Raw genomic sequence first — 21,351 nt, forward strand, 5'->3', positions numbered from 1 at the left:
AGGTCCAGCCTATTATTTTACAAATTTTGTACTGTCTATGTTTGTAACTGTATTTATCTCATTGACATTCATTGCAGTAATAATCGTTCTATTTTGAACATTTGCTATTAACCCCATATCTTTATATAACAGCAACGAGTCCTTGCTGCCTTTTTCATCCAGTTCGTTCATAGCCTGCCCAATATGGGAAAGATCACTATTTTGCAGATCCAAATTACGTGCACTCAACCTTTGACGTGCATGCTTTGAAATCTTCACTTGTTCCTGTTTATCTGCAAGTATTTTTGAAAAGTCTTCATTATTTTTACTGGAATTATTTACGTGAACTTCGTTATTTATCCCCTTGGAACTATTACTAATTCCATTAATTTGTTGTATCATTATCCACTTCCGTTAATGCACCCATCTCGTATTCATCTCCATTTACCACAAGAGTTGCATAACCATTTGAAAATTTAACTTTATCCACTTTTCCGCTCACCGTTGTGCCCCCATCGGTTAACTTTACATTTTTTCCTAATAACGAAAATGCTTCGTTTTGCTGCATTCCCATAACCGTAGTAGTTAAGCTTTTCCCAATATTATTTAACTGATCTAATGATGCAAACTGTGCCATTTGTGAGACGTAATCTGTCCCGCTACTGCTACCACTCGATGAATCACTATCAATTGATGGATTCTGCATTGCAGCAGACATGATTTTCAAGAAATCATCCATTGATAAGCTCGTCTTACTTGTTGAACCGCTATATTCCGTTGATATTCCTACTGACGGAATGGCTTGTGTATAGTCATAACTCATGAACATTTCTCCTTTATGCTAAAATACTGATTATATTTTTTTCATTTTGCTGCTTTTTGTCCTGCTTTTTATTGCTGGCTTCATCTTGCCCGATTTTATTATTCCGATATTGTTCAGCAAATCTCGTTTTAGAAGAATTTTGATTCGCCTGTTGTCCAAATTGATGCTGTCCAAATGAAAACTGTGCACCGTCTAAAATACTTGCTGTTGTTTGATATGCTGAAATTCTATTGCTGGTTGTCTTATCTGCTGCAATCTGGTCATTCAATACCTGTTCTAACTGTGTTGAAATACTGCTGATAAGCAATTTTGCATGATTCGATGATAACTTAAAATTAAGACTGACTTCATTTGACGTTGATTGCAAAGAAATTTCAATTTTTCCCAGACTTCCCGGTTCCAACTGAACTGTAACTTGCTTGCTTGCTCCACTCAACAACGTCTTCACAATACTTGTGGCCGTCTTACTTTGCAAAATAGTCGCAGAGTCGCTAATTTTTGCTGTAAAATCCGTCTTATGCTCCTGTGTAACACTATTTTCCATCATCAAATTAGCGACCTGGCTTCGTGTCATATCTTCAATTACCTTGGAATCTACAGTTGTACTAGCATTCTCTTTTTGTTTATCCAGTGGTACCACAGTCGAATTTTCTTTAGTGTCTGTTGTTTCATCAATGACTGCTGTTTCATTTTCTTCTATGCCTGTCACAGCATTACTGATTTTTGGTATCGTTTCTGGTTTGCGCTCTTGTGTAATCTTATTCTCTGTCACCAAGTTTGTGGTTTGACTACCTATCTGGTCTGTAAGTGCCAAATTTACTACGTTATCATTTTTACCTTGTATTTCTGGAACAATTTGCTGCACGTTATCTGTGCCAGTCAACTCCAGTGAGTTATTATTTTCAACCTCACTTTTGATATCGTTTCGGCCAGCATTAAGGCCTTGAAGATTGTTTACTACAGGATTCGTGTTTGACTCTTGCAGATTTCCAGTAAATAATTGGGAATCTATTTCTAATAAATCCTTATCCTTATTAATTGCTTTCTTAATTCCTTTATTGCTGGCATCATCTTCTACACCTATTACATTTGAAGATGGATTTTTGTCACTTGTAGAGCTAGCATTATCTATTTGTTCAGTATCTTTGGAATCTGCTTTACTTAAAATTGGTGCTACCGAGACAGCTTTTTCTTCTTGTATCGCAGGATCTACATGCGCTAGGTCGCTTAAATCATCACTTTTATCCTTTTCCTTATCTTCTCCAACTTGCTTATCCTTGGCTGAATCTTCACTATCTTGGAATTTTTTTGCATCAACTGAACTTTCAACACTTGCACTAGACTCACTGGAACCTTCTATTAAAGTCTTACTGTTTAACTTTTGCTGCAATAGATTGGTGAATTGCGCTGAAGTTCCTATTAAATCACTTGCAATACTGGTATTCCCGGCACCTACAGTATCTGTCATTGCTGCTTGTCGACTAGTTATTAGAGTACTATCCATAATTTTCACCTCCTTTCAACGATTTACGATTTGCAAACTCATCTAATTCTTTCTGCTCTTCGTGTGCTAATCTTATTTCAAATTCATCCTTCTGTTTTACTTCAAGTTTCTCTAAAACTCTGCGTTCCTGCTGCGCTCCAATCAATCGTTCCAATAACTCAGCAAGGCTTTTTTTCAGCTCTACTGCTTCTAGTCTCAGTCTGTTTACTTGCTGATTAATTTCATCTAAATAATTTCTTTGAATCTGCATTCTTCCAACTGTTGGTTCAATCAAGTACATCAAGCTCGTCTTCTCTGATAATAATTCGTCAATTCTTTTTTCTTTTAAAGATAATTTGGAGCCTAAGGTTGTATATTCTTGCTTTAAACTGTCTTCTTTTTCTCTTCTAAAATCGAGCAATTTTTCAAGTGTAAAGTTAAATTTTCCCATTTTCTTCCCGGCTCTCTAGAGATTATATTGATCAAATAATTGATGTAGTTTCCCTTCCATTTTATCAAAAGCTTCATACTCATCTACAGACTGGCAGAGGAAGTCTTCAATTGGGTGGTGTAAGGAAACCGCATAATCAATAACCGGATTTGCTCCATTCTTATATGCCCCAATATCAATCAAATCTTTTGCATCTGCATACACGGTTATATTTTCCCGCAACTCTTTTGCATCATTTTCATGTTCTTTTGTAATCAAGGATTTCATCAGCCTACTCAAACTATCTTGAATTGAGATTGCTGGATAGTGATTCTTACTTGCAATCTTTCTAGATAAAACAATATGTCCATCAAGGATTCCACGAACTGAGTCCGCAATCGGTTCATTCATATCGTCACCTTCAACAAGTACCGTATAAAATGCAGTAATTGAACCATTTTCCGACATCCCACTTCTTTCCAAAAGCTTCGGCAGCGTCGCAAAAACTGAAGGTGTGTAGCCTTTCGTTGTTGGAGGTTCACCTATTGACAATCCAATTTCCCTTTGCGCCATTGCAAAACGTGTGACTGAATCCATCATCAATACAACTTTCTTTCCCTGATCTCTAAAATATTCCGCAATTGCAGTCGCTACATACGCACCTTTTAATCTAACTAGCGGTGGCATATCCGAAGTAGCACAGACAACGACTGATTTCGCATAACCTTCATCGCCCAAGTCTTTTTCGATAAATTCTTTGACCTCTCTGCCTCGTTCACCGATAAGGCCAATTACAATTACATCTGCCTGACAATATTTAGCAATCATTCCAAGTAATGTACTCTTGCCGACACCACTTCCTGCAAAGACACCCATCCGCTGACCCTCGCCAACAGTCAACATTCCATCAATCGCTCTGACACCCGTACTCAAAATTGTATCAATATTCTTACGCTTAAACGGGTCTGGAGATTCTCTCATTACTGGGTATTCAAAGAGCTGTTCATCACTGCCTTTTTCGTCTCCCATGACTCTTCCCAGTCCGTCTAATGTATGTCCGAGTAAAGAGTCACCTACTTTGATTGTCAAACTTTTACCTGTTGCCTTTACTAGCGAGCCTGGGCCGATTCCTCCAAGCTCATCTAACGGCATCAATAAAACCGTCTTCTTTATAAAGCCAACAACCTCAGTGAGCGTTACCTTATCATTATTTTTGTTCTTAATTTTGCAGATTTCTCCAATAAAAACATCTATTCCCGTGACGCGAATGGTTAACCCAACGACCTCGCTTACCTTGCCAAAGCTCGAAAAAAATTTATTTTTTTTGGCTTGATCCAAATAGTGCTCGAAAGATACTTCAAAGCTCATTTGCAGGCTCCTTAACACTAGTCATATATTTTGCCAACTCACTTTTTAAATCAAATGTTTCCAGTGAATCACCAGACTCGATATTAATTTCATACAATCCCATTTTTGAATCATTAATGATTGTATATCTCAACCTGCTCACTTCACTTCTTTTTTCTTCCATCTTTTTCACAATTAAATCATGATAGCGCTCGTTAGCAGATATTATGAAAATCTGATCCGGTTCTTCTAACTTAAAAAAGATTGGTTCTACTAACGCCAATAGCTCACCAGCATCTTCATCTATCCTATGCCGTAAAATTATTTCAGCCATCTCTACTGCAAATTTGAAGATTTCATCATGTTTATCCTGTTCGTAAAGCCTAATATCAGCTGCCACATCTTGATAAGATTTCTGCGCCTTTTCTATTAAACTAGCTGCTATTTTTTGACCTTCATTCTTTCCATCTTGATACCCCTTTTCAAATCCTTCTTTTTCTCCAACTGTATAAGCCGTATCTCTAATTTTATTAGCTTCTGCTTTTGCACTTTCGATAATTGTTTCCTTTAAAACTTCTAGACTCTCACGTTGCTGGCTCCCTACTTGATTCAAGTTGGGGTCAATTTTTCGTGGCTCAGGCATCTTCGTAACAATTTTCTTTTTTTCTTCGGTACTTGAGGTTATATTGCTTTTAACAAGATTTTTATTCAATAACCGCATCTTGTTCGCCTCTTTCTATATAAATCTCACCCGTTTCATCCAACCTACGAATAACTCCAACGATCTTTTGCTGTGCTTCTTCCACAGCAGAAAGACGTGTTGGTCCCATAAATTCGATTTCTTCCTTCAGATTTTCAACAGCTCGACTAGAAAGGTTCGCAAAAATAAAGTCTCGAATTGAATCTGCAGCACCCTTGAGTGCCAATGACAAATCAGAATTTTCAACATCGCGCAAGACTTTCTGAACATCTTTGCTACCCAAGCTGATAATATCATCAAATGTAAAGAGACTAGCTTTAACTTCTTGTGAAAGTTCAGGTTGCCTTTTCTCCAGATCAGAAAGAATATTCTTTTCTGTTCCTCGACTGACCGAATTAAGGATTTCGACCAATGAGTGGACACCGCCAATATTCTCTGTGTCATTGTCCACCGTTGTTGAAAATTTATTTTCCATTATATGCTCAACTTTTTTGATAATTCTAGGTGACACACTACCTAATGTTCCGATTTTTTCTGCAACTTCGACCTGTAATTCATCAGAAAAATGTGCTAACATTTCTGCTGCCTTATCAGGTTGTATGTAACACATTATCATTGCAATTATTTGTGGATTTTCTTCTTGCAATAGTCTAGTTAGTTGTGCTGTATCAGCTTTTCTGGCAATTTCAAAAGGTCTTTCTTTTAATTGAATTTGATTTAGTATATCAATTATCTCTTTTGCTTTTTGAGGACCCAGAGCCTGCTTCAAGAGATCCCTTGCATAATCTATTCCTCCATCAATAACATATTGCCGTGCATCAGCAGTTGCAATAAATTCTTTAAGCACACCAGATCGTTCTTCAGGACTAACAAAATCTGTGTTAGCAATCTCATAACTAACTTTCTGGATAAAACTATCAGGGAGCAGCTTCATTATTTTTGCAGATGTCTCAGAGCCAAGCGAGATTAACAAAATTGCTGCCTTTTTAATACCATCCATTGAATCCATAGTCACTCTCCCCCTGCTATTTTTCTTTCATCCATGCTTTTAGCAACTCTGCAACAACTTCTGGGTGCTCACCAGCAAATTCCTTTGCATTCTCATCTTCGGCTACCTTGCCTTTTCTCTTTTCTAAATCAATTGTGGGTTTAGTATCCTCTGCAACTGCCTCAGTAGTATTATTATCTGGCTTTACCTCATCTGCTTCCGCAGTAACATCGTAATCGTCATAGTATTCATTATTTCGATTTCTTCTAATCCGCATAACTGTAAATACAATAGTACCAACAACCACTAATATTCCGACTGCACCAATTAAATACACCCAGATGAAATTATTCTTGGCAGTCTTTTTCTTTGTTTTAGAACTACTTGCCTTGTTTCTCTTCGCAAAATCAATTCCTTGAATATTAATTGTGTCGCCTCTTCCCTGATCGTAACCAACAGCTGATTGGATAACACTTTGAATCTTCTGCTGATCAGTCTGTGAAAGACTGCCATCAACGATAACAGAAGTCGTCATTCTTTTGATTGCTCCAGGTGCACTGATAGTCTTAGTAACCTGTGTGTTTAATTCATTATTTACTGTGCGACTATAAGAACCCGCATCTGAACTGCTTGATGATGCAGTTGCATTTGTTGCACTGTTAGCCGATTCACCGCTTGCTGTAGCAGCACCGCTTCCTGTGGACTGCTCTTCTTCACTCCTAATGCTAGGATTACTATAGGTAGTTGCTTTATTTTCTATAGAATCGAAATTCAAGCTTAAATCAATCGAAACACGAATTTTATTTGTTCCGTATATGGGTGTAAGAAGTTTTTTTACTTTTGCTTCCATCGTTTTCTCATAAGCCTTTTCAATTCGCATATACTTGGTATTGTATCCACTTGAGGAATTGCTTCCACCCGAACTTGTCAGAAGATTACCATTGTTATCAACAATTTTGACATTGTCTTGCGTAAGTCCCTCCACTGCCCCAGTTGTTAATGAGCGAATTCCTTGCACAGCTTCCCCAGAGATACCACTACTTTTTAGTGTCAATACAATTGATGCTTTAGCTTTTTTAGCATTACCACTATCACTAAATACACTTTGGCTAGGCATTACTAACATTACCTTGGCTTTTTGAACCTCGTTAAGTGACTCAATTGCGCGCTCCAATTCACCTGTAACCGCACGTTGATACATAACTTTGCGGTCTTCGTCAGTCGTCATAACGCTTGTATTATCAAACAATTCGAACCCAGTAGAACTATCTGGAAGCTTATTGTCTACCGCTAAGTCAATTCGTGTTTGATCTACTTTATTTTGAGGTATCAAAATAGTTTTTCCACTATCTCCCAATTTATATGGAATGTCCTCACTCTTTAAAGTTTCCACAACACTGCCGGCATCTGCATCACTCAAATCTGTAAATAAAACTCCATATTGTACTTTTGTAGTTAAATATGTAACAACACCGATAACAACTAATAAGCTGACCAATGAAGATATCCATGCTACTTTTTTTACTCGGCTTTGGTCTTGCCATATTTCCCCACACCTTGCTAAAAATGCTTTAATTCTCTCCAACACTTAGTTTTCCCTCCGCATAATGCTGTCCCCAAAATTAGAATTGCATGTTTTTTATGTCATTGTAAGCATCAATACACTTATTACGAACCTGAACAGCCGTTTCTAGAGAAAGTTGTGCCTCGGTCATTTTTATCATTACATCCCCTAAATTACTGTTGTTTCCAGAAATCATACTTGCTGAACTCTGATCCATGTTGGACATATTTTGGCTAACAGACGATAACGCCGACGTCAAATAATCACTAAATGATTTTCCATTTTGTGAATCATCATCAAGCTTACTTGTCTGACTAGTCAATCCAGTCATTTTTTGGACAGAGTTACTATAGTTGTTTAAGTCACTTACTCCGCTAATTCCTACCATTTTATTCCCCCTAACTCTTTGATATCTCTAGTGCCTTCTTCAAGATGTCTTTATTAGACTCCGCTGCAGAGGTGTTTGCCTCATACGTTCTCATAGTTTGAATCATATTAACCATTTGATCCGATAAATTCACATTGGACATATGTACATACCCATTTTGATCTGCATCAGCATTTGTAGGATCATATTCCACCTTGTCTGTATTATCCTGAGACAATCCCGTGACCTTCACCCCATAACTCATTTGTGAACCTACTCCTGTGTTGGATTCCCCAGCTGCTTGCGCATTCTTCAAGCTCTCACTAAACTGCACAGTTTTACTCTTATATGCTCCACCTTCTGCAGTATGTGTCGTATTTACATTCGCAATATTAGTTGATATAGTGTCAAGCTTTAATCGCTCCAATGCTAATCCGCTGGCATTTATTTCTAATCCGTTAAATACACTCATCTACTTCATCCCCTGAATTTGAATTAATTATTAAGTACATAATTAAGCATTTGATAGCGCCCGTTTAGTTGGGATACTACTGAACTATAATAGAGTTCGTTAGTTGATTGATTAACCATTTCCACATCGAGATCTACATTATTACCATTCTCATTAACAGCAGTTGTATCATCAGTTTTCACTTGAGCTTGACTTGCCGAATTTGCGCCTATATGGTTTTCCTTTGTTGTAACCAGATTTAAAGCTGAAGCCAGTTGATTCTCAAATTCAACTCGCTTTGCTTTGTAATTGCTTGTATTCACATTTGCAATATTAGACGAAATAGTTTCAGATCTAAGAGCAGATGCATCCAGTGAATTTTTTAACAAATTTGAAATATCCATTAGATATCACTTCCATTTTCTTAATGTTTTCTAAGTATCTTTTTAATTTTTTTGATTATTTAATACCAAAATTATACATTTTATATTACCAGTTAGCAATATTTTATCAGCTTTTTTAGACTCTCAATTATTGTTATTTTAACGATAGTTAGTGTTTTCTTTTCGTATATTTTTTATAAAAATGAATAATATAATATATTTATATAATAAAAAAATTATGGTATCATTAATATTAAAATTAGTAATATTATATTACTCTCTTATGACTTATTTTTAAAAAAACTCAAAATAAATATATTATTTGAGTATTTTATTCACTCATTATTGTTGCGTTAAATCTTTTGCTTTTTTAGCCGATATAGACAGTGAACTCGATTCTATTATTTAATCAGGAGGCATACTCTCAATGGATTTTTTTCTACTAATCGGTATTATACTTGGCTTTATTGCAATAACAGTGGGTATGGTTTTAAAAGGTGCAAGCATCGCTGTACTACTGAATCCAGAAGCTATGATTGTTATTTTTGCAGGTATTACAGCTGCTGTTATAAACAGTTATCCATCTAGTGAATTAAAAAAAGTTCCCAAAATGTTGCTTATTTTAATCAAGACGAAAAAATTCGACAATCAAAAACTTATCTCAGAAATAGTTGACCTCTCCAACGTTGCCCGTCGAGATGGTTTACTTGCTTTGGAATCACAAAGAGAAGGATTAAATAACCCTTTTCTCGAGCAAGGACTAGAGATGGTAATAGATGGTTTGGGGGAAAAACAAATCAGAGAGATAATGGAAAATGAGATTGAAGGTATGGATGAACGTCACAGGAAAAGTGCAGGTATCTTCAAAACTGCAGGAACTACATCACCAACCCTTGGAGTTCTAGGTGCTGTAATTGGACTAATTGGCGCATTAGGCAACCTTAACAATGTAAATGCCCTAGGTACATCTATTTCCTCGGCATTTGTTGCGACCTTATATGGTATTTTCTTCGGATATGTAATTCTAATTCCTTTCAATTCAAGATTACTCGTCAAGTCCGAAAAGGAAATTGAAAACCTCAACTTAATTCTTGAAGGAGTTATCGCAATTCAGTCTGGTGCCTCGGCCAGCAGTATCGAGAAAAAGTTGTATAGTCTTACTAACGAAAAGAAATCAGACAATAAAAAGGATTCTGCTAATGAAAAAACGAAAGAAGAATGAAGAACAAATCGACGAGGGTTGGCTATTGCCATATTCTGATATGCTGACACTTTTGTTAGCACTATTCATTGTTTTGTTTGCAATGGCCAAAGTTGATACTGCCAAATTTCAAGAATTCAAATCAGAATTTGGAACATTGCTATCAACACATCAATCATCAAATTCTATCGTAAATATCGGAAAAAAAAGCAAAACTCAAGGTTCCACTTTAAGTTCTGCCTTAAGTTCTGCTTCTTCACAAGAAAGTTCTTCAATTAACACCCAAGCAGCAGACAATCAATTAGAGATTATCAGACAACAATTAGCTGCAAATCTTCAGAGTTCTGGCTTAACAAACAACGTATCAGTTTACATAAAAAGCAATGATTTGCATATCGTTATAAACAGTAATATTTTGTTTGACTCTGGCAGTGCAACTCTATCAGAGAACACACAGAATTTGTTGACTTCGCTGTTTAGTCCTCTTAAAGCAGTTAGTACAAATCCAATTATTATCGCTGGTTACACTGACAACCAGCCGCTGAAATCAACTTCTGCTTACAAATCAAATTGGGAACTTAGCTCTGCACGCGCAATATCAGTAATGAATTTTTTCGTGAGTAATAACGTTTTTTATGAAGATAATATATCAATTCAGGCCTATGGTGAGAATAAGCCCAAAGAAACAAATACAACTGCATCTGGCCGGTCCAATAACCGTCGTGTAGAGATAATAGTTGAAAAGAAATCAGCATGATCTTAGATAAACAGCTACTTTTGCTGTAAAATATGGAAGTTTAACTTATGAGACATGTTTATTTTTAACAAATAGAGCAACTAGTTCAAAGTGAAGTGCCCCATAATAATTAGACAAAAAAATCTAATTATTATGGGGCACTTCATTTTTTCTTTTATTTAAAGTTACTGTATTCTTATAATCCTCTAACTTGTTGAGAAATCCTTGTTTCTTGATACATCATTTTAGATCTCACTTCACAGTTTTAAATCTCTCTGTTCCACGTTCCAATACTTCAGAAACTTCTTTCAAATCAGTAATATTCCTTGTAAATTCTGTCATTGTAGCCAAAACCTCTTCTGAATTTGCAGAAACTTCTTCTGTCCCAGCCGCATTTTCTTCTGTAGAAGATGCAACTCCTTCTAATTTTTCTAGCACATCTTTTTGAACTTCTTTGATTTTTTTACTGTATTGCTCAACTTCAACGATCTTTTCTAACAGCTTGCTGCTTTTTTTAAATACCTCTTGAGAAGAATCAATTGCGTTTTCGATTAACGCAGTTTGTTTTTGTCCACCAGCAACAGAAATAGCGGTTTGATTTACCATATCAGCCGATTGTTTTGTTATTTCTTGAATTATTTCTTCAATTTCCTTAGTCGAGTTTTTTGTTTTTTCTGAAAGCTTGCGGATTTCCGTGGCAACTACCGCAAAGCCCTTCCCTTCTTCACCTACACTGGCCGCCTCTATTGAAGCATTTAGTGCCAACAAATTGGTTTGATGTGAAACTCCATTAATAACATTAATTATCTTGTTAATATTCTGAATATTCCTATCAAGTCCTCCGACAGTTTGGTTCAAGTTCTCCATTTTTTCTAGTTCATCTTTCCAATTTTGCTCAACATTTGTTGTAATTCTAATATTATCTTTATTCAGTTTCGCAGCTTCTTTGGATGCACTAGTCATCTGTTCGACATTTCCACTCAATCCATTGGTAATATGCGACAGTTTTTGCAGTTTTGTAACACTATTTTCTGTGTCTTGGGCTTGAACCCCTGTGACCTCTGCTATTCCTGTTATTGTTTGTACAACTTCCTCAGTTGCCTTATTAGTTTGATCACCCAGTTCCATGAGCAAATTTGATTTTTCAGCAACTATCCTTGTTTCTTCTTTAACCTGGTTAATAAGTTTACTGATAGAAATAATCATTTTATTGTATAGCGCAGTAATTCTACCGATTTCATTACCTTTTTCATCCGGTCTTAATATTCTATGGGCAATTTTATCCAACCATTTAGCAGTTTTATTAGGCTTATCTTCTATTACTGTGAGTTCTCCATGACCAGCTTTAATGAAATAACCACTAAACTGTTTAACCAACAATGACATCATTTTACTTGCAAGCAGTGAGAACATAACTACGATAATCAGTGTAATAGTGATAACCCAAATAGCTGTCGTTATCAGGGAATGTAGTTCCTTATTTAAATCGGTTTTGCCAACCTTAGAAAAAGCCCATGTAGAGCTGTCAAAAGTTGTTTTGTCAAAATAAACTTCATCGATTTTATTTGATCCTTTAACAGCAATAGTTCCGCGGAGCTTTTTTGACTCTTTTATCCTCTTATAAAGCTCGGTTTTATCAATATTTTGTCCAAGTTGTAGGCCGTCATTTTTGCTTATATCATTGGTTGCTACCACACGACCAGAGTTAGATATTAAAGTTGCACTGCCCGTTCGTCCAACCTTAATTCCCATCGCCGTGTTTTGGATACCTGTATATGAAGTATCCATTGCCAAAACCCCAACTTGCCCTTCATTATTATGTATTGCAATTGAAGCTGTTGCAATGTAATCACCTGCGCTATCTTTATATGGTGACGTCCAGTAAATACTACCACTATTTGTTAATCCGCCTTTGTACCATTCCTTATTTAAAACATTCTTATTGCTCTTTGAGCTTGCAAAAGTAATTTTTTTAATATCACCATTTCCACCCTTGATTGCCTTCAAAGTATGATTGATATTTCCGCTATTGAACTTTGATTTAAAAATTTGCAGATATGCTAAATTTTTCAATTCCTGCTCAACCTTTGCTTGAAGAGTTTGTTTAGACGTTATTAAAATATTTGTTGCACTTTTTTTACTAATGTCGTTCCTAGAGATCAATAGATTTTTTGTCTGGATATAAGAACTTGTAGTAGTTAAAACCGTGGGTATCATAACTGCAATTACCAAAATTACTGCCATAATAGTTCCTATACTTGCCTTGTTTTTTTTCATAGAAAACCTCCGTCAACTCTTTTATTATGCCAAAAAACATTTACACATATTATTACATCGGCTTTCCAGCTTTTTTTTTAATCCTCTAATTTAAAATTAGTTATAAAATTAGCTCATAAAATAAAAGTTATCCTCCAGGTTATTATTGCACACAAAAACAGTGGCCTATTTCCTAAAAAAGGACAGCCACTGCATTTTACAGAATGCTTAGTTTATCTGTACACTAATTGGTGCGTTCTACCAAAATTCCATCTATAATTTTCTTTAGCGAAATTTTCTTCATTTCCGCTTCTGCTGCAATCTGGACTTTGGCATACTCAACTTCTAAAACCCTTTGAATGTTTCCGCCAACAATACAATTTGGATTGGTCTTATCATCCACATGAAGTAAATTATGTTCATCTATTATTGCACTATAGATATCAAATAAAGAAATCTTGGCACTATCTTTAGCCAAAGTTGGCTGCGCGATTCCTTTTTGTGTTATCAAAAGTCCACTACGAGTCAAGTACATCATCAATCTTCTTACAAGGCTAGGATTAGAATTAATACTTTTAGCAATTTCGCCGCTTGATAAAGTTTGTCCCCTACAAATTTCAATATATGCCATGATATGCACGGCATCACTCAACTTATGAGAATACTTCATATTATCCCTTCTCTCGTGCTAGGATATTATATCTCTAATAAAGCATCCTTCAAAGATGTGGGCTCTCTGCCTAGAACATCCGCCAAATCTCGATCATTTTCTGTAAGCTCACCATCTTTAATTAAGTTTTGAATCATTAAAAGGATATCGGCCGCATCCCTTAATCCCGCCTTGTTTAACTCACCACGATATTCATCATCAGACAAAGATTCGATTTTAAACTGTCTTTTAGAAACAGCGGCAATCGTTTTAGCAAGGTCAGCAAATGAAAGCGAATTGCCAGCAAATTCATAGACTGTCTTTGGAATTTCTGTCACTAAAACCTTTGCTGCAGCTTCTGCATACTCCCTTTCAAGTGCCCATCCAACACGTCCTTCACCCGCTGAATATTGAAATGGATGACCTGCAAAGGCTCCCTTTATAAGATCAATCTGATTCTCCAGATACCAGTTATTTCTCAAAAATGCATGTCTTAGTCCACTATCAGTCAATGCTTTTTCAGTAATTTTATGATCTGCTGCCAAAGGGCTCTTGGCCTGATCTGCATGTGGAAAACTAGTATAAGCAACAAAGTTTACTCCTGCATTTTGTGCTGCCTGCACAACATTCAGATGCTGCTTATCACGTGGGTAGCTTCCACCTGGAATTGATGAAATGAAGAGCAAGCGCCCAATTCCAGTAAATGCTTTCTCAAGCCCTTTTTCATCAGTATAGTCTGCCTGCCGAATTTCAATTCCTGCAGGCAAAGATTTTTCAGCTTTCTTTACGTTACGAGCAAATGCTACAATATCCTCCTTATCAACCAATTCAGTCAGATATTCGACCGCTTTTTTGCCAAACTTGCCTGTTGCTGCTGTAACTCCGTATTTCATATTAGATTGCCCCCTGTATTTTTTAAAATCACAACTTACTAGTTATAAATTAACACAGAAGAAAAATATCAGCAACTATCTAGCCTGCATATTTAGCCAAACAAAATTTTTCCCAATAAAAAAGTGTCACAAATTTTGTTCAAATCACAAAAAATGTAACACCTTCGCTTTAAATATCCCTAATCATCAGAGTTAATTGCTTTCTGTAATTTACTCTCATTATAAAAATGCAGGATGATAATCATCAATACATAGATAATAAGAGGTATCCAAACATAGTTCATATTGATCATCTTCAAGGTTGTTAAATTTTGCTTAGCATTTGGCACATATCCTGCAAAATCAAATAACCCAGCAGTAATTAAGCCACTCAAACCTAGCCCTAGGTTAACACCTAGTATATTCGTAGAAGAAAGTATCCCTTCTGCTTGTATTCCCAACACTGTGCCATAACGAATTGTATCGGCAATCATAATTGAGACCAATCCAACGATAATTCCGTTACCGACAGAATTAATAAAGATACCACCAAAAATAATGATCAAATTGCTGAAATATACACCGCCAGCTAAAATAAATTGCCCAATTAATGCAGTAATCATTCCCAAGGTCATTACTTTTTTCTTATCATGTTTAACTGTCAATCTGATGATCAACATTACACCAATCAAGGATGAAAAAGTAAAGCTACTTGCCCATGGAACTAAGTCAGCATTGTTCCATACATATTTGAAATAATAAATTGTCGTTTGATTTTTAATACCTGTAACTAACCAAAACAGCAAGATAACTACGGACAAGACGAGCCAGGGAGTATTCTTCTTTAACATCCCAAATACTTTTGATAATGGCTGATGCGCAATCTCCCTGACTGTGAAACGTTCACGAATTTGAAAAAAGGTATTCAAAATCAGAATCAATGAGATGATTCCAAATAAAATAATTGTCCATAAAAACCCTACTCGTTCATTGCCACTCCCAAAAAGTGCCACTAGAGGTATTGTGAACACAGAAACAATAATCTGTCCTGCACTCCCCCCAAATTGACGAACAACTCCTAACAAAGTTATTTCACGCGAATTTTGTGTCATTGCCGGCAGTACAGATGTGATTGGCGAATTGACTGTTGTGTAGAAAAAGCCTAATCCAAGATAGGTTACATATGCCCAAATCAATTTACCTTGCTCAGAAAAATTGGGCGTTGCAAAGGTCAAAATTGCAAATGCAACATATGGTACCGCATACCACAAAAAGAAAGGTCTGCTTTTTCCAAATTTTGAATGTGTATTGTCAATCATAATACCCACAACGACACTTCCGATTACATCAGCAATGCGCGCAACCACAAATAAAATTGCTACTGCTCCTGAATTCAGCCCATAGACATCTGTATAAAAATAAAGAAGATATGTTGTCATTACCTGAAAAACAAGATTATCAGCGGCGTCACTCAGGCCATAACTAATTCTTTCAGGCCATTTTGTTTGCCATTTATTTTTTTCCACTACTAGAATTCCCCCTCTTTATAGAACTATCAAATAGAACTGCAAACAATAATTGTTCTGCTCTATGCTCTAACCCTAGGTGAATGCCCCACTCTTATTTTTGTTCCTGATTACTTAATTCTTCAATTACTACATGATTAACCCACATCCATGCCATATGACCCAATAGTTCAGACACATGTTCCTCTATCGGCTGATCTTTTGCTGCAGGAACTGTCCCCATAGCTGGCATTAGCCCAACATGAGTTGCTGCCCAAACACCTACACCAAACAAGGTCCCCTGGCCTGCCTTAATTACTGGCACATAATGACCCGCAACACTGTAGATCATTCCAAACGTTGCTGAAAAGCCAAAATGAATGATGAAGCTTGCCCATGGCAACTCATGCTCTGAGTAAGTATATGTAGCATGTGTGAGCGACTCGGGGATTCCCAATTGCTGCATAAAAGTCTGAGGTGGATTTGTTGCATCTCTTTCTGGTGTTCTGGGAGGCAACAAATTCTCCCAGCCTAACTTAACAAATCCTGAAACAATTCCTGCTACCCCGCCAATTACAAGCGCATCTTTTAAGTCAAAATTTTTCTTTTCCATTTGAGTTAGTCTCCTTTCAAATCTTTAGATAAGTTTAGCCTATTTATTAGAATTGCGCTAACATTTAGTTTTTATATAATCTTTAATTGCACTCGCTGTTAAGCTATCATAGAAATCAGTACCACTTTACTTTTTAGTAATTTTAAAAAAAGGTGTTATTTCAAGAGATAATTGTATACAATACACCTTACATAGTTGTTTTGGAGGAGGAATTTTTAATGAAGAAGATTATAATCGATTGTGATCCAGGACACGACGATGCTTTGGCACTTGTTATGGCAGTCGCGGCCCCTGACCTAGATATTTTAGCGGTAACAACATCAGCCGGAAACCAAACTCCTGATAAAACACTTAATAATGCAATGCGCATGTTAACTTTATTAAAGCAAAGAAATATCCCAGTTGCTGGAGGTAATAAAAAACCGCTGATGCAAGACTTGATAGTTGCAGAAAATGTCCATGGTGAGACTGGACTTGATGGTGCAGTGCTGCCAGATCCTGATTTTATGCCTGCAAAGATCCCTGCCGTCCAATTAATTGCAGAAACACTTAGTTCCGCTGCAGAACCAGTTACCCTAGTTGTAACTGGCCCAATGACTAATATTGCACTCTTTTTACAAATTTATCCCCAATTAAAAACAAAAATTGCTCAGATTGTGTTTATGGGGGGAGCAATGGATACAGGAAATTATACTCCCAGCTCAGAATTCAATATTGCGGTCGATCCTGAATCTGCAAAAATCGTTATAAATTCAGGACTGCCGTTGATTATGGCAGGGCTGAATCTAACTCATCAAGCACAAATCTACCAAGAAGAAATTGAAAACATTCGCAAAATTGATAATGAAGTTGCACACAGTACAGCAGGTCAATTGGACTTTTATGGTATTTATTACGGACAAGACAAGTGGGGGTTCAAAGGAATTCCTCTACATGATCCTTGTACAATTGCTTGGCTCCAGCATCCCGAATACTTTGAGGGAGCTGATTATCATGTTGATGTTGAAGTGGCTGGCACATTGACACGCGGTGAAACTGTTGTTGATCGTTTTAATCTATTAAATCTCCCCAAGAATGTCCATGTATTAACCACTGTTCAACGCCAGAAATTCATTCAATTACTTACAGATGCAATTGCTTCATTCTAAAAAAGGAAGTGAGAACTTGGCATTAACTTATATTCGTTTAGCAACCCAAAATGATATCCCCAAAATGCTTATCATTGTGAAAGAGGCACAACAGCTGCTTGCTTTTGAAGGTATACCACAGTGGCAAAACGGTTATCCAAGCAAAGAAACATTACTAGCTGATATTGCTAAAAAAATAAGCTATGTACTGGTAGTAGGACAAGAAGTCGCTGGCTTTGCTGCCCTCTTGCAAGAGCCTGATGACAATTATCAAAAAATTACTGATGGTGAGTGGATTAGACCAGAAGATACACACTATGCCACTATCCATCGGATCGCTGTTTCTTCACATTTTCATGGGAAGCATCTGGCAGAAACATTCATGAATCACTTATTCTCAATCTCATATTCACTTGGTTTTAAACAGATTAGAATTGACACTCACGAAAAAAATACGCGAATGCAATACCTAATCAAAAAAATGGGATTTACTTATTCTGGTATTGTTTATATGAGCAACAACTCAGATGATTGTCGTAACGCCTATCAACTTTTTGTGAACTAATTACTTTTTGAACTACAAAAAAAGCTGGGACTAATTTTTCTAGTCTCAACTTTTTTATTGACTTAAGTTATTAAACGCATTCGTTTTCACTCTATTATTCTCTTTTCAGTTTTAAATATTTTATACTAGTTCCCTCTTTGTTTCTGCAATTACAGGTATCCAACGATCTGCTACTGCCTTTGGTGCAAAGTGTTTAATCCGCTCAAGCGATCGCTCAGAATAGTAGCGTCTCAAGAAGCGGCTGGTTGTCATCTTATCTAAGACACGAACCATATCAGCCACATCTTGCGGCTTGGTCATAATACCATAACGATTCTCACGCAGATATTCTGCTGAACCTGTATTCTCCATTGCCACAATTGGTAACCCAAATCCCATTGCTTCACCCATCACCAATGGCATTCCTTCCCATCTCGAGGTCGAAACAAAGATTGAAGCCTCTTCATAATGTTTTTGCAGTTCATGATCTTTAAGCGCGCCGCGATAAATGATTTTATCAGCAACATCAAATTTTTCAACCAATTCCGCAAAGATTACCATGTCTTCAGGCGTTCCTTTACCTGCAATTGCAATCTTCCAGTCATCTTGGAGCGACTTTGCAGTTTCCAACAATAAATCAATTCCCTTATGCTGAATTGCGATTCTTCCTGTGAATGCAATGATATGACTATTCAAATCAGCCTTCTTATCTGGAATTAAAGTTAGTGGATTATAAATTTTAACGGTTTGCTGATTAAACTGGCAATAATTCTCATAATCTGAGTCGGTCAGCACAACCACTGTATCTGCCGCCTCTAATCCTTGTTTGAATTCATTCAACATCCCTGCATAATATTGTGTCACATAGGTATTGAAATTATTATGCATCCATGCAATTACATTCACATTCGGGACGTTTTCTTTAATGAAAGGTGCAAAACTTGTCAGCAACCCTGCAGGTAAAATTACACATCCGTAATTTTCTTCATCCAGATACTCACATAAATCAGCAATCTGTTCAGCATATTCATCATATGGATTCTCTCCAAAAAAATTCAAAATATTACTTGATACAGGGCGCTTAGCTATTATCATGGGTGCCTTCAGCTCATAATATGGCTCGCCCTCACTTAGCGAGTAAAATGCAACGTCCATTTCTTCACTCAGGGTGTTGCCCAAAACCGTTGATGCGCGCTTGACACCATCCATCACAACATTCTCTAATGCTATTAATACTTTCATAAAATTCGCTGTTCCCACATTGAAAACAGCTACCTCCCTTCTATACTTTGCGTTATAACAGTCACACCTTTCCCACATTTAGAAGTTACCAAAAAACTCGGATCGGACATTCGGTTTAGATTCGGGCGATAGCTCCTTGTTAGGAATTCTACCATGTAAAAAAATTAAAAAAAAGTAAAATGTCTTATACTATATTCTCCACCGCATAGTTTTTGCTGTTTTCTAGACATCTTTTACCTTTTTTATATTTCCCAAAGATGAATATCTGCTAATTTTTTTAAATCATATTTATGTTGAAAGTATCTTTTATACATTCGATACTCTCAGTATTATTTGCTATAATTATTACTGAGATTGCAAAGGAGGCAATTTGATTATGAATTTATCTAGCAAAATTGCAAAAGTACATAATTTCTCTCTAAAACAAATGGGTTCTGATACAACTGGTCATGGATTTGACCATATTCTGCGTGTAGTTAATCTGACCAAAAAAATACTTAAAAGTGAACCCGGTAATCCTTTAATAGCAATTTCTGCTGCTTATCTTCACGATGTGGCAGATGACAAATTAGTAAAGGATCCCGCTGCACAGAATGTTAAAACGATTGCTTTTTTAAAAGAAAGTGATTTTTCAGACGATGAAATTACTGAGATACTGGATATTACAAAAAATCTTTCATTTAGTAAATCTTTAGGTCAGAATCCACCTATATTATCTATTTCTGGAAAAATAGTCCAAGACGCAGATCGATTAGATGCAATTGGTGCCATTGGTACACTGCGCGCTATCTACTATGGAGGAAAAAATTCACAAGTAATATACGATCCCACAGTTAAACCGCGAACATCAATGGATAAAACAGAATATCGTAATCTTTCAAGAGAAACCATCATCAATCACTTTTATGAAAAGCTTCTTAATTTAAAAGCAATGATGAATACCAATACTGCAAGGAAAATTGCTGCGGGCAGACAAACATTCATGTTGAACTTTCTGGAAGAATTCTTAGGCGAATGGAATGGAAAACTATAATAAAATTTAAATAGTAATTCAGAAGTTATTTCCCTTAGTATATTGGCTTTTTTGTTTTTTAATAACAGTAATAATTACTATTATCATATCAAATGTCCTTGACAGTCGAGCCTTAATTAGATACTATTCTAAATTGTAATTATTACTATTAAAAGTTACATACTATATTGGAGGATATCATTATGAAGAAAAAGAACTATCTTTTCTTGCTTTTATCTTTAATTTTAATTCTTGCCGGATGTTCGGCAAATACTCAAAAAAAAGCAAAGGGAATTTCGGTTGTTGCTACAACTGACTTTTATGGGGAAGTTGCAAAGGCAGTTCTTGGCAGTCATGGCTCGGTTACATCCATTATTAATAATCCAAGCATTGACCCACATGACTTTGAACCAACTACTAAAACTGCAAAAACTGTCGCTAATAGTGACATACTGCTCTATAATGGGATTGGTTATGATTCTTGGGCAAAGAAATTATCTGGTGCAAAGAAGATTGCAGTTGGTGAAGATATTATGAATAAAAAAGATGGTGATAACGAACATCTTTGGTACAATAGTAAAACAATGCCTGCTGTTGCCAAATATCTAGCTAAACGTTTTGGTAAGATTGATTCTAAACACAAGGAAGAATATTTAAAGAACGCAAAAAAATATGCAAATAGTCTTTCTAAGTTAGATACAATGATTAATCAGATCAAAAAGAACAGCAATAACAAGCTAGTTGATGTTAGTGAACCAGTCTTTGATTATGCATTACAAGATATGGGTTATAAGGTTAATAATGTACATTTTTCTAACTCTGTCGAGAAGGGAACGGATCCTTCTCCTAGTGATATTAAGGATATGCAAAATGATATTAAAAATCATAAAATTGCATTCTTTGTTCAAAATACACAAGCAAGTGATAAGGTTGTAAAGAACCTAGTAGCATTGTGCAAGCAATATAACGTCCCAGTAGTTAGTGTTACAGAGACTCTTCCAAAACACAAAGACTACTTTAATTGGATGAAAGGCGAGTACCAGCAGGTTCTAAATATTCAAAAAAGCGAGAGTTAATCT

Annotated in this window: 23 protein-coding genes; 6 read left to right on the forward strand and 17 right to left on the reverse strand. The window is 36.2% G+C overall.

The window, feature by feature from the left end:
* Positions 1-12: 12 nt before the first annotated feature.
* Genes FFX44_RS08705 through flgB form a run of 11 tightly spaced genes read right to left on the reverse strand, consistent with a single transcriptional unit; the run spans position 13 to position 8,536 of the window.
* The gene (locus FFX44_RS08705; protein WP_289980033.1) at positions 13-381 is read right to left on the reverse strand and encodes a flagellar protein; all 369 of its coding nucleotides are present in this window, start codon (positions 379-381) and stop codon (positions 13-15) included.
* The gene (locus tag FFX44_RS08710) at positions 365-802 is read right to left on the reverse strand and encodes a flagellar hook capping FlgD N-terminal domain-containing protein (RefSeq protein WP_289980035.1); all 438 of its coding nucleotides are present in this window, start codon (positions 800-802) and stop codon (positions 365-367) included. The genes FFX44_RS08705 and FFX44_RS08710 overlap by 17 nt, the downstream gene beginning before the upstream one ends.
* Before the next feature lie 13 nt (positions 803-815).
* Complete coding sequence (locus tag FFX44_RS08715; RefSeq protein ID WP_289980036.1) at positions 816-2,306, reverse strand: flagellar hook-length control protein FliK; 1,491 nt, start codon at positions 2,304-2,306, stop codon at positions 816-818.
* Entirely contained in the window at positions 2,299-2,736 is a 438-nt protein-coding gene (fliJ, locus tag FFX44_RS08720) for a flagellar export protein FliJ (protein WP_289980038.1), read from the reverse strand. The genes FFX44_RS08715 and fliJ overlap by 8 nt, the downstream gene beginning before the upstream one ends.
* A 15-nt stretch (positions 2,737-2,751) precedes the next feature.
* Positions 2,752-4,083: a flagellar protein export ATPase FliI gene (gene fliI / locus FFX44_RS08725; RefSeq protein WP_289980039.1), complete on the reverse strand. Its 1,332-nt coding sequence runs from the start codon at positions 4,081-4,083 to the stop codon at positions 2,752-2,754.
* The gene (locus FFX44_RS08730; protein ID WP_289980041.1) at positions 4,073-4,783 is read right to left on the reverse strand and encodes a FliH/SctL family protein; all 711 of its coding nucleotides are present in this window, start codon (positions 4,781-4,783) and stop codon (positions 4,073-4,075) included. The genes fliI and FFX44_RS08730 overlap by 11 nt, the downstream gene beginning before the upstream one ends.
* Positions 4,767-5,771 carry a flagellar motor switch protein FliG gene (gene fliG / locus FFX44_RS08735; protein ID WP_289980042.1) on the reverse strand — a complete coding sequence of 335 codons (1,005 nt, stop codon included), beginning with the start codon at positions 5,769-5,771 and terminating at the stop codon, positions 4,767-4,769. The genes FFX44_RS08730 and fliG overlap by 17 nt, the downstream gene beginning before the upstream one ends.
* A 16-nt stretch (positions 5,772-5,787) precedes the next feature.
* The gene (gene fliF / locus FFX44_RS08740) at positions 5,788-7,338 is read right to left on the reverse strand and encodes a flagellar basal-body MS-ring/collar protein FliF (protein WP_289980043.1); all 1,551 of its coding nucleotides are present in this window, start codon (positions 7,336-7,338) and stop codon (positions 5,788-5,790) included.
* A 34-nt stretch (positions 7,339-7,372) separates the two neighbouring features.
* The gene (gene fliE, locus FFX44_RS08745) at positions 7,373-7,702 is read right to left on the reverse strand and encodes a flagellar hook-basal body complex protein FliE (protein ID WP_289980044.1); all 330 of its coding nucleotides are present in this window, start codon (positions 7,700-7,702) and stop codon (positions 7,373-7,375) included.
* Positions 7,703-7,712: 10 nt separating this feature from the next.
* Entirely contained in the window at positions 7,713-8,153 is a 441-nt protein-coding gene (gene flgC / locus FFX44_RS08750) for a flagellar basal body rod protein FlgC (protein ID WP_289980045.1), read from the reverse strand.
* Positions 8,154-8,176: 23 nt separating this feature from the next.
* On the reverse strand, positions 8,177-8,536 hold the full coding sequence (gene flgB / locus FFX44_RS08755; protein WP_289980046.1) for a flagellar basal body rod protein FlgB: 360 nt from the start codon (positions 8,534-8,536) through the stop codon (positions 8,177-8,179).
* A gap of 406 nt (positions 8,537-8,942) precedes the next feature.
* Here flgB and FFX44_RS08760 point away from each other — a divergent pair, with 406 nt between their 5' ends.
* Positions 8,943-9,737: a MotA/TolQ/ExbB proton channel family protein gene (locus tag FFX44_RS08760; protein ID WP_289980047.1), complete on the forward strand. Its 795-nt coding sequence runs from the start codon at positions 8,943-8,945 to the stop codon at positions 9,735-9,737.
* Positions 9,715-10,473 carry a flagellar motor protein MotB gene (locus FFX44_RS08765; protein ID WP_289980048.1) on the forward strand — a complete coding sequence of 253 codons (759 nt, stop codon included), beginning with the start codon at positions 9,715-9,717 and terminating at the stop codon, positions 10,471-10,473. The genes FFX44_RS08760 and FFX44_RS08765 overlap by 23 nt, the downstream gene beginning before the upstream one ends.
* Before the next feature lie 231 nt (positions 10,474-10,704).
* Here the strand turns inward: FFX44_RS08765 and FFX44_RS08770 are convergent, their stop codons facing one another.
* The 5 genes from FFX44_RS08770 to FFX44_RS08790 form a co-directional block, all read right to left on the reverse strand.
* Entirely contained in the window at positions 10,705-12,729 is a 2,025-nt protein-coding gene (locus tag FFX44_RS08770) for a methyl-accepting chemotaxis protein (RefSeq protein WP_289980050.1), read from the reverse strand.
* 223 nt (positions 12,730-12,952) lie between these two features.
* A complete protein-coding gene (locus tag FFX44_RS08775) occupies positions 12,953-13,378 on the reverse strand; it encodes an Rrf2 family transcriptional regulator (RefSeq protein WP_289980052.1) in 426 nt (141 codons plus the stop codon).
* Between the two features lie 26 nt (positions 13,379-13,404).
* The gene (locus FFX44_RS08780; RefSeq protein WP_289980054.1) at positions 13,405-14,250 is read right to left on the reverse strand and encodes an SDR family oxidoreductase; all 846 of its coding nucleotides are present in this window, start codon (positions 14,248-14,250) and stop codon (positions 13,405-13,407) included.
* Positions 14,251-14,429: 179 nt separating this feature from the next.
* A complete protein-coding gene (locus tag FFX44_RS08785) occupies positions 14,430-15,755 on the reverse strand; it encodes an MFS transporter (RefSeq protein WP_289980055.1) in 1,326 nt (441 codons plus the stop codon).
* A 94-nt stretch (positions 15,756-15,849) separates the two neighbouring features.
* Complete coding sequence (locus FFX44_RS08790) at positions 15,850-16,347, reverse strand: DUF1440 domain-containing protein (RefSeq protein ID WP_289980057.1); 498 nt, start codon at positions 16,345-16,347, stop codon at positions 15,850-15,852.
* A 218-nt stretch (positions 16,348-16,565) separates the two neighbouring features.
* Here FFX44_RS08790 and rihA point away from each other — a divergent pair, with 218 nt between their 5' ends.
* Positions 16,566-17,495 carry a pyrimidine-specific ribonucleoside hydrolase RihA gene (gene rihA / locus FFX44_RS08795; RefSeq protein WP_289980058.1) on the forward strand — a complete coding sequence of 310 codons (930 nt, stop codon included), beginning with the start codon at positions 16,566-16,568 and terminating at the stop codon, positions 17,493-17,495.
* 16 nt (positions 17,496-17,511) lie between these two features.
* Positions 17,512-18,039 carry a GNAT family N-acetyltransferase gene (locus tag FFX44_RS08800; protein WP_289980060.1) on the forward strand — a complete coding sequence of 176 codons (528 nt, stop codon included), beginning with the start codon at positions 17,512-17,514 and terminating at the stop codon, positions 18,037-18,039.
* Positions 18,040-18,159: 120 nt separating this feature from the next.
* On the opposite strand, the gene FFX44_RS08805 is transcribed toward FFX44_RS08800, so the two are convergent.
* Positions 18,160-19,260: a glycosyltransferase gene (locus tag FFX44_RS08805; protein WP_289980087.1), complete on the reverse strand. Its 1,101-nt coding sequence runs from the start codon at positions 19,258-19,260 to the stop codon at positions 18,160-18,162.
* Positions 19,261-19,636: 376 nt separating this feature from the next.
* Between FFX44_RS08805 and FFX44_RS08810 the strand changes: the two genes are divergently transcribed.
* Positions 19,637-20,293 carry an HD domain-containing protein gene (locus FFX44_RS08810; protein ID WP_289980062.1) on the forward strand — a complete coding sequence of 219 codons (657 nt, stop codon included), beginning with the start codon at positions 19,637-19,639 and terminating at the stop codon, positions 20,291-20,293.
* 182 nt (positions 20,294-20,475) lie between these two features.
* Complete coding sequence (locus FFX44_RS08815) at positions 20,476-21,348, forward strand: metal ABC transporter solute-binding protein (protein ID WP_289980064.1); 873 nt, start codon at positions 20,476-20,478, stop codon at positions 21,346-21,348.
* Positions 21,349-21,351 lie beyond the last annotated feature (3 nt).

Origin of the sequence: Lactobacillus sp. UCMA15818, from assembly GCF_030400225.1 — a bacterium.
GTDB lineage: Bacteria > Bacillota > Bacilli > Lactobacillales > Lactobacillaceae > Liquorilactobacillus.

Bases quoted from the DNA above. Each gene is read 5' to 3' on its own strand.
- FFX44_RS08805 (WP_289980087.1), bottom strand. From the start codon at position 19,260: ATGAAAGTATTAATAGCATTAGAGAATGTTGTGATGGATGGTGTCAAG.
- fliJ (WP_289980038.1), bottom strand. From the start codon at position 2,736: ATGGGAAAATTTAACTTTACACTTGAAAAATTGCTCGATTTTAGAAGA.
- FFX44_RS08705 (WP_289980033.1), bottom strand. From the start codon at position 381: ATGATACAACAAATTAATGGAATTAGTAATAGTTCCAAGGGGATAAAT.
- fliG (WP_289980042.1), bottom strand. From the start codon at position 5,771: ATGGATTCAATGGATGGTATTAAAAAGGCAGCAATTTTGTTAATCTCG.
- flgB (WP_289980046.1), bottom strand. From the start codon at position 8,536: ATGGATATTTCAAATTTGTTAAAAAATTCACTGGATGCATCTGCTCTT.
- rihA (WP_289980058.1), top strand. From the start codon at position 16,566: ATGAAGAAGATTATAATCGATTGTGATCCAGGACACGACGATGCTTTG.
- flgC (WP_289980045.1), bottom strand. From the start codon at position 8,153: ATGAGTGTATTTAACGGATTAGAAATAAATGCCAGCGGATTAGCATTG.
- FFX44_RS08770 (WP_289980050.1), bottom strand. From the start codon at position 12,729: ATGAAAAAAAACAAGGCAAGTATAGGAACTATTATGGCAGTAATTTTG.
- FFX44_RS08710 (WP_289980035.1), bottom strand. From the start codon at position 802: ATGAGTTATGACTATACACAAGCCATTCCGTCAGTAGGAATATCAACG.
- FFX44_RS08730 (WP_289980041.1), bottom strand. From the start codon at position 4,783: ATGCGGTTATTGAATAAAAATCTTGTTAAAAGCAATATAACCTCAAGT.
- fliI (WP_289980039.1), bottom strand. From the start codon at position 4,083: ATGAGCTTTGAAGTATCTTTCGAGCACTATTTGGATCAAGCCAAAAAA.
- FFX44_RS08760 (WP_289980047.1), top strand. From the start codon at position 8,943: ATGGATTTTTTTCTACTAATCGGTATTATACTTGGCTTTATTGCAATA.
- FFX44_RS08780 (WP_289980054.1), bottom strand. From the start codon at position 14,250: ATGAAATACGGAGTTACAGCAGCAACAGGCAAGTTTGGCAAAAAAGCG.
- FFX44_RS08765 (WP_289980048.1), top strand. From the start codon at position 9,715: ATGAAAAAACGAAAGAAGAATGAAGAACAAATCGACGAGGGTTGGCTA.
- FFX44_RS08790 (WP_289980057.1), bottom strand. From the start codon at position 16,347: ATGGAAAAGAAAAATTTTGACTTAAAAGATGCGCTTGTAATTGGCGGG.
- FFX44_RS08715 (WP_289980036.1), bottom strand. From the start codon at position 2,306: ATGGATAGTACTCTAATAACTAGTCGACAAGCAGCAATGACAGATACT.
- FFX44_RS08815 (WP_289980064.1), top strand. From the start codon at position 20,476: ATGAAGAAAAAGAACTATCTTTTCTTGCTTTTATCTTTAATTTTAATT.
- FFX44_RS08775 (WP_289980052.1), bottom strand. From the start codon at position 13,378: ATGAAGTATTCTCATAAGTTGAGTGATGCCGTGCATATCATGGCATAT.
- FFX44_RS08810 (WP_289980062.1), top strand. From the start codon at position 19,637: ATGAATTTATCTAGCAAAATTGCAAAAGTACATAATTTCTCTCTAAAA.
- fliE (WP_289980044.1), bottom strand. From the start codon at position 7,702: ATGGTAGGAATTAGCGGAGTAAGTGACTTAAACAACTATAGTAACTCT.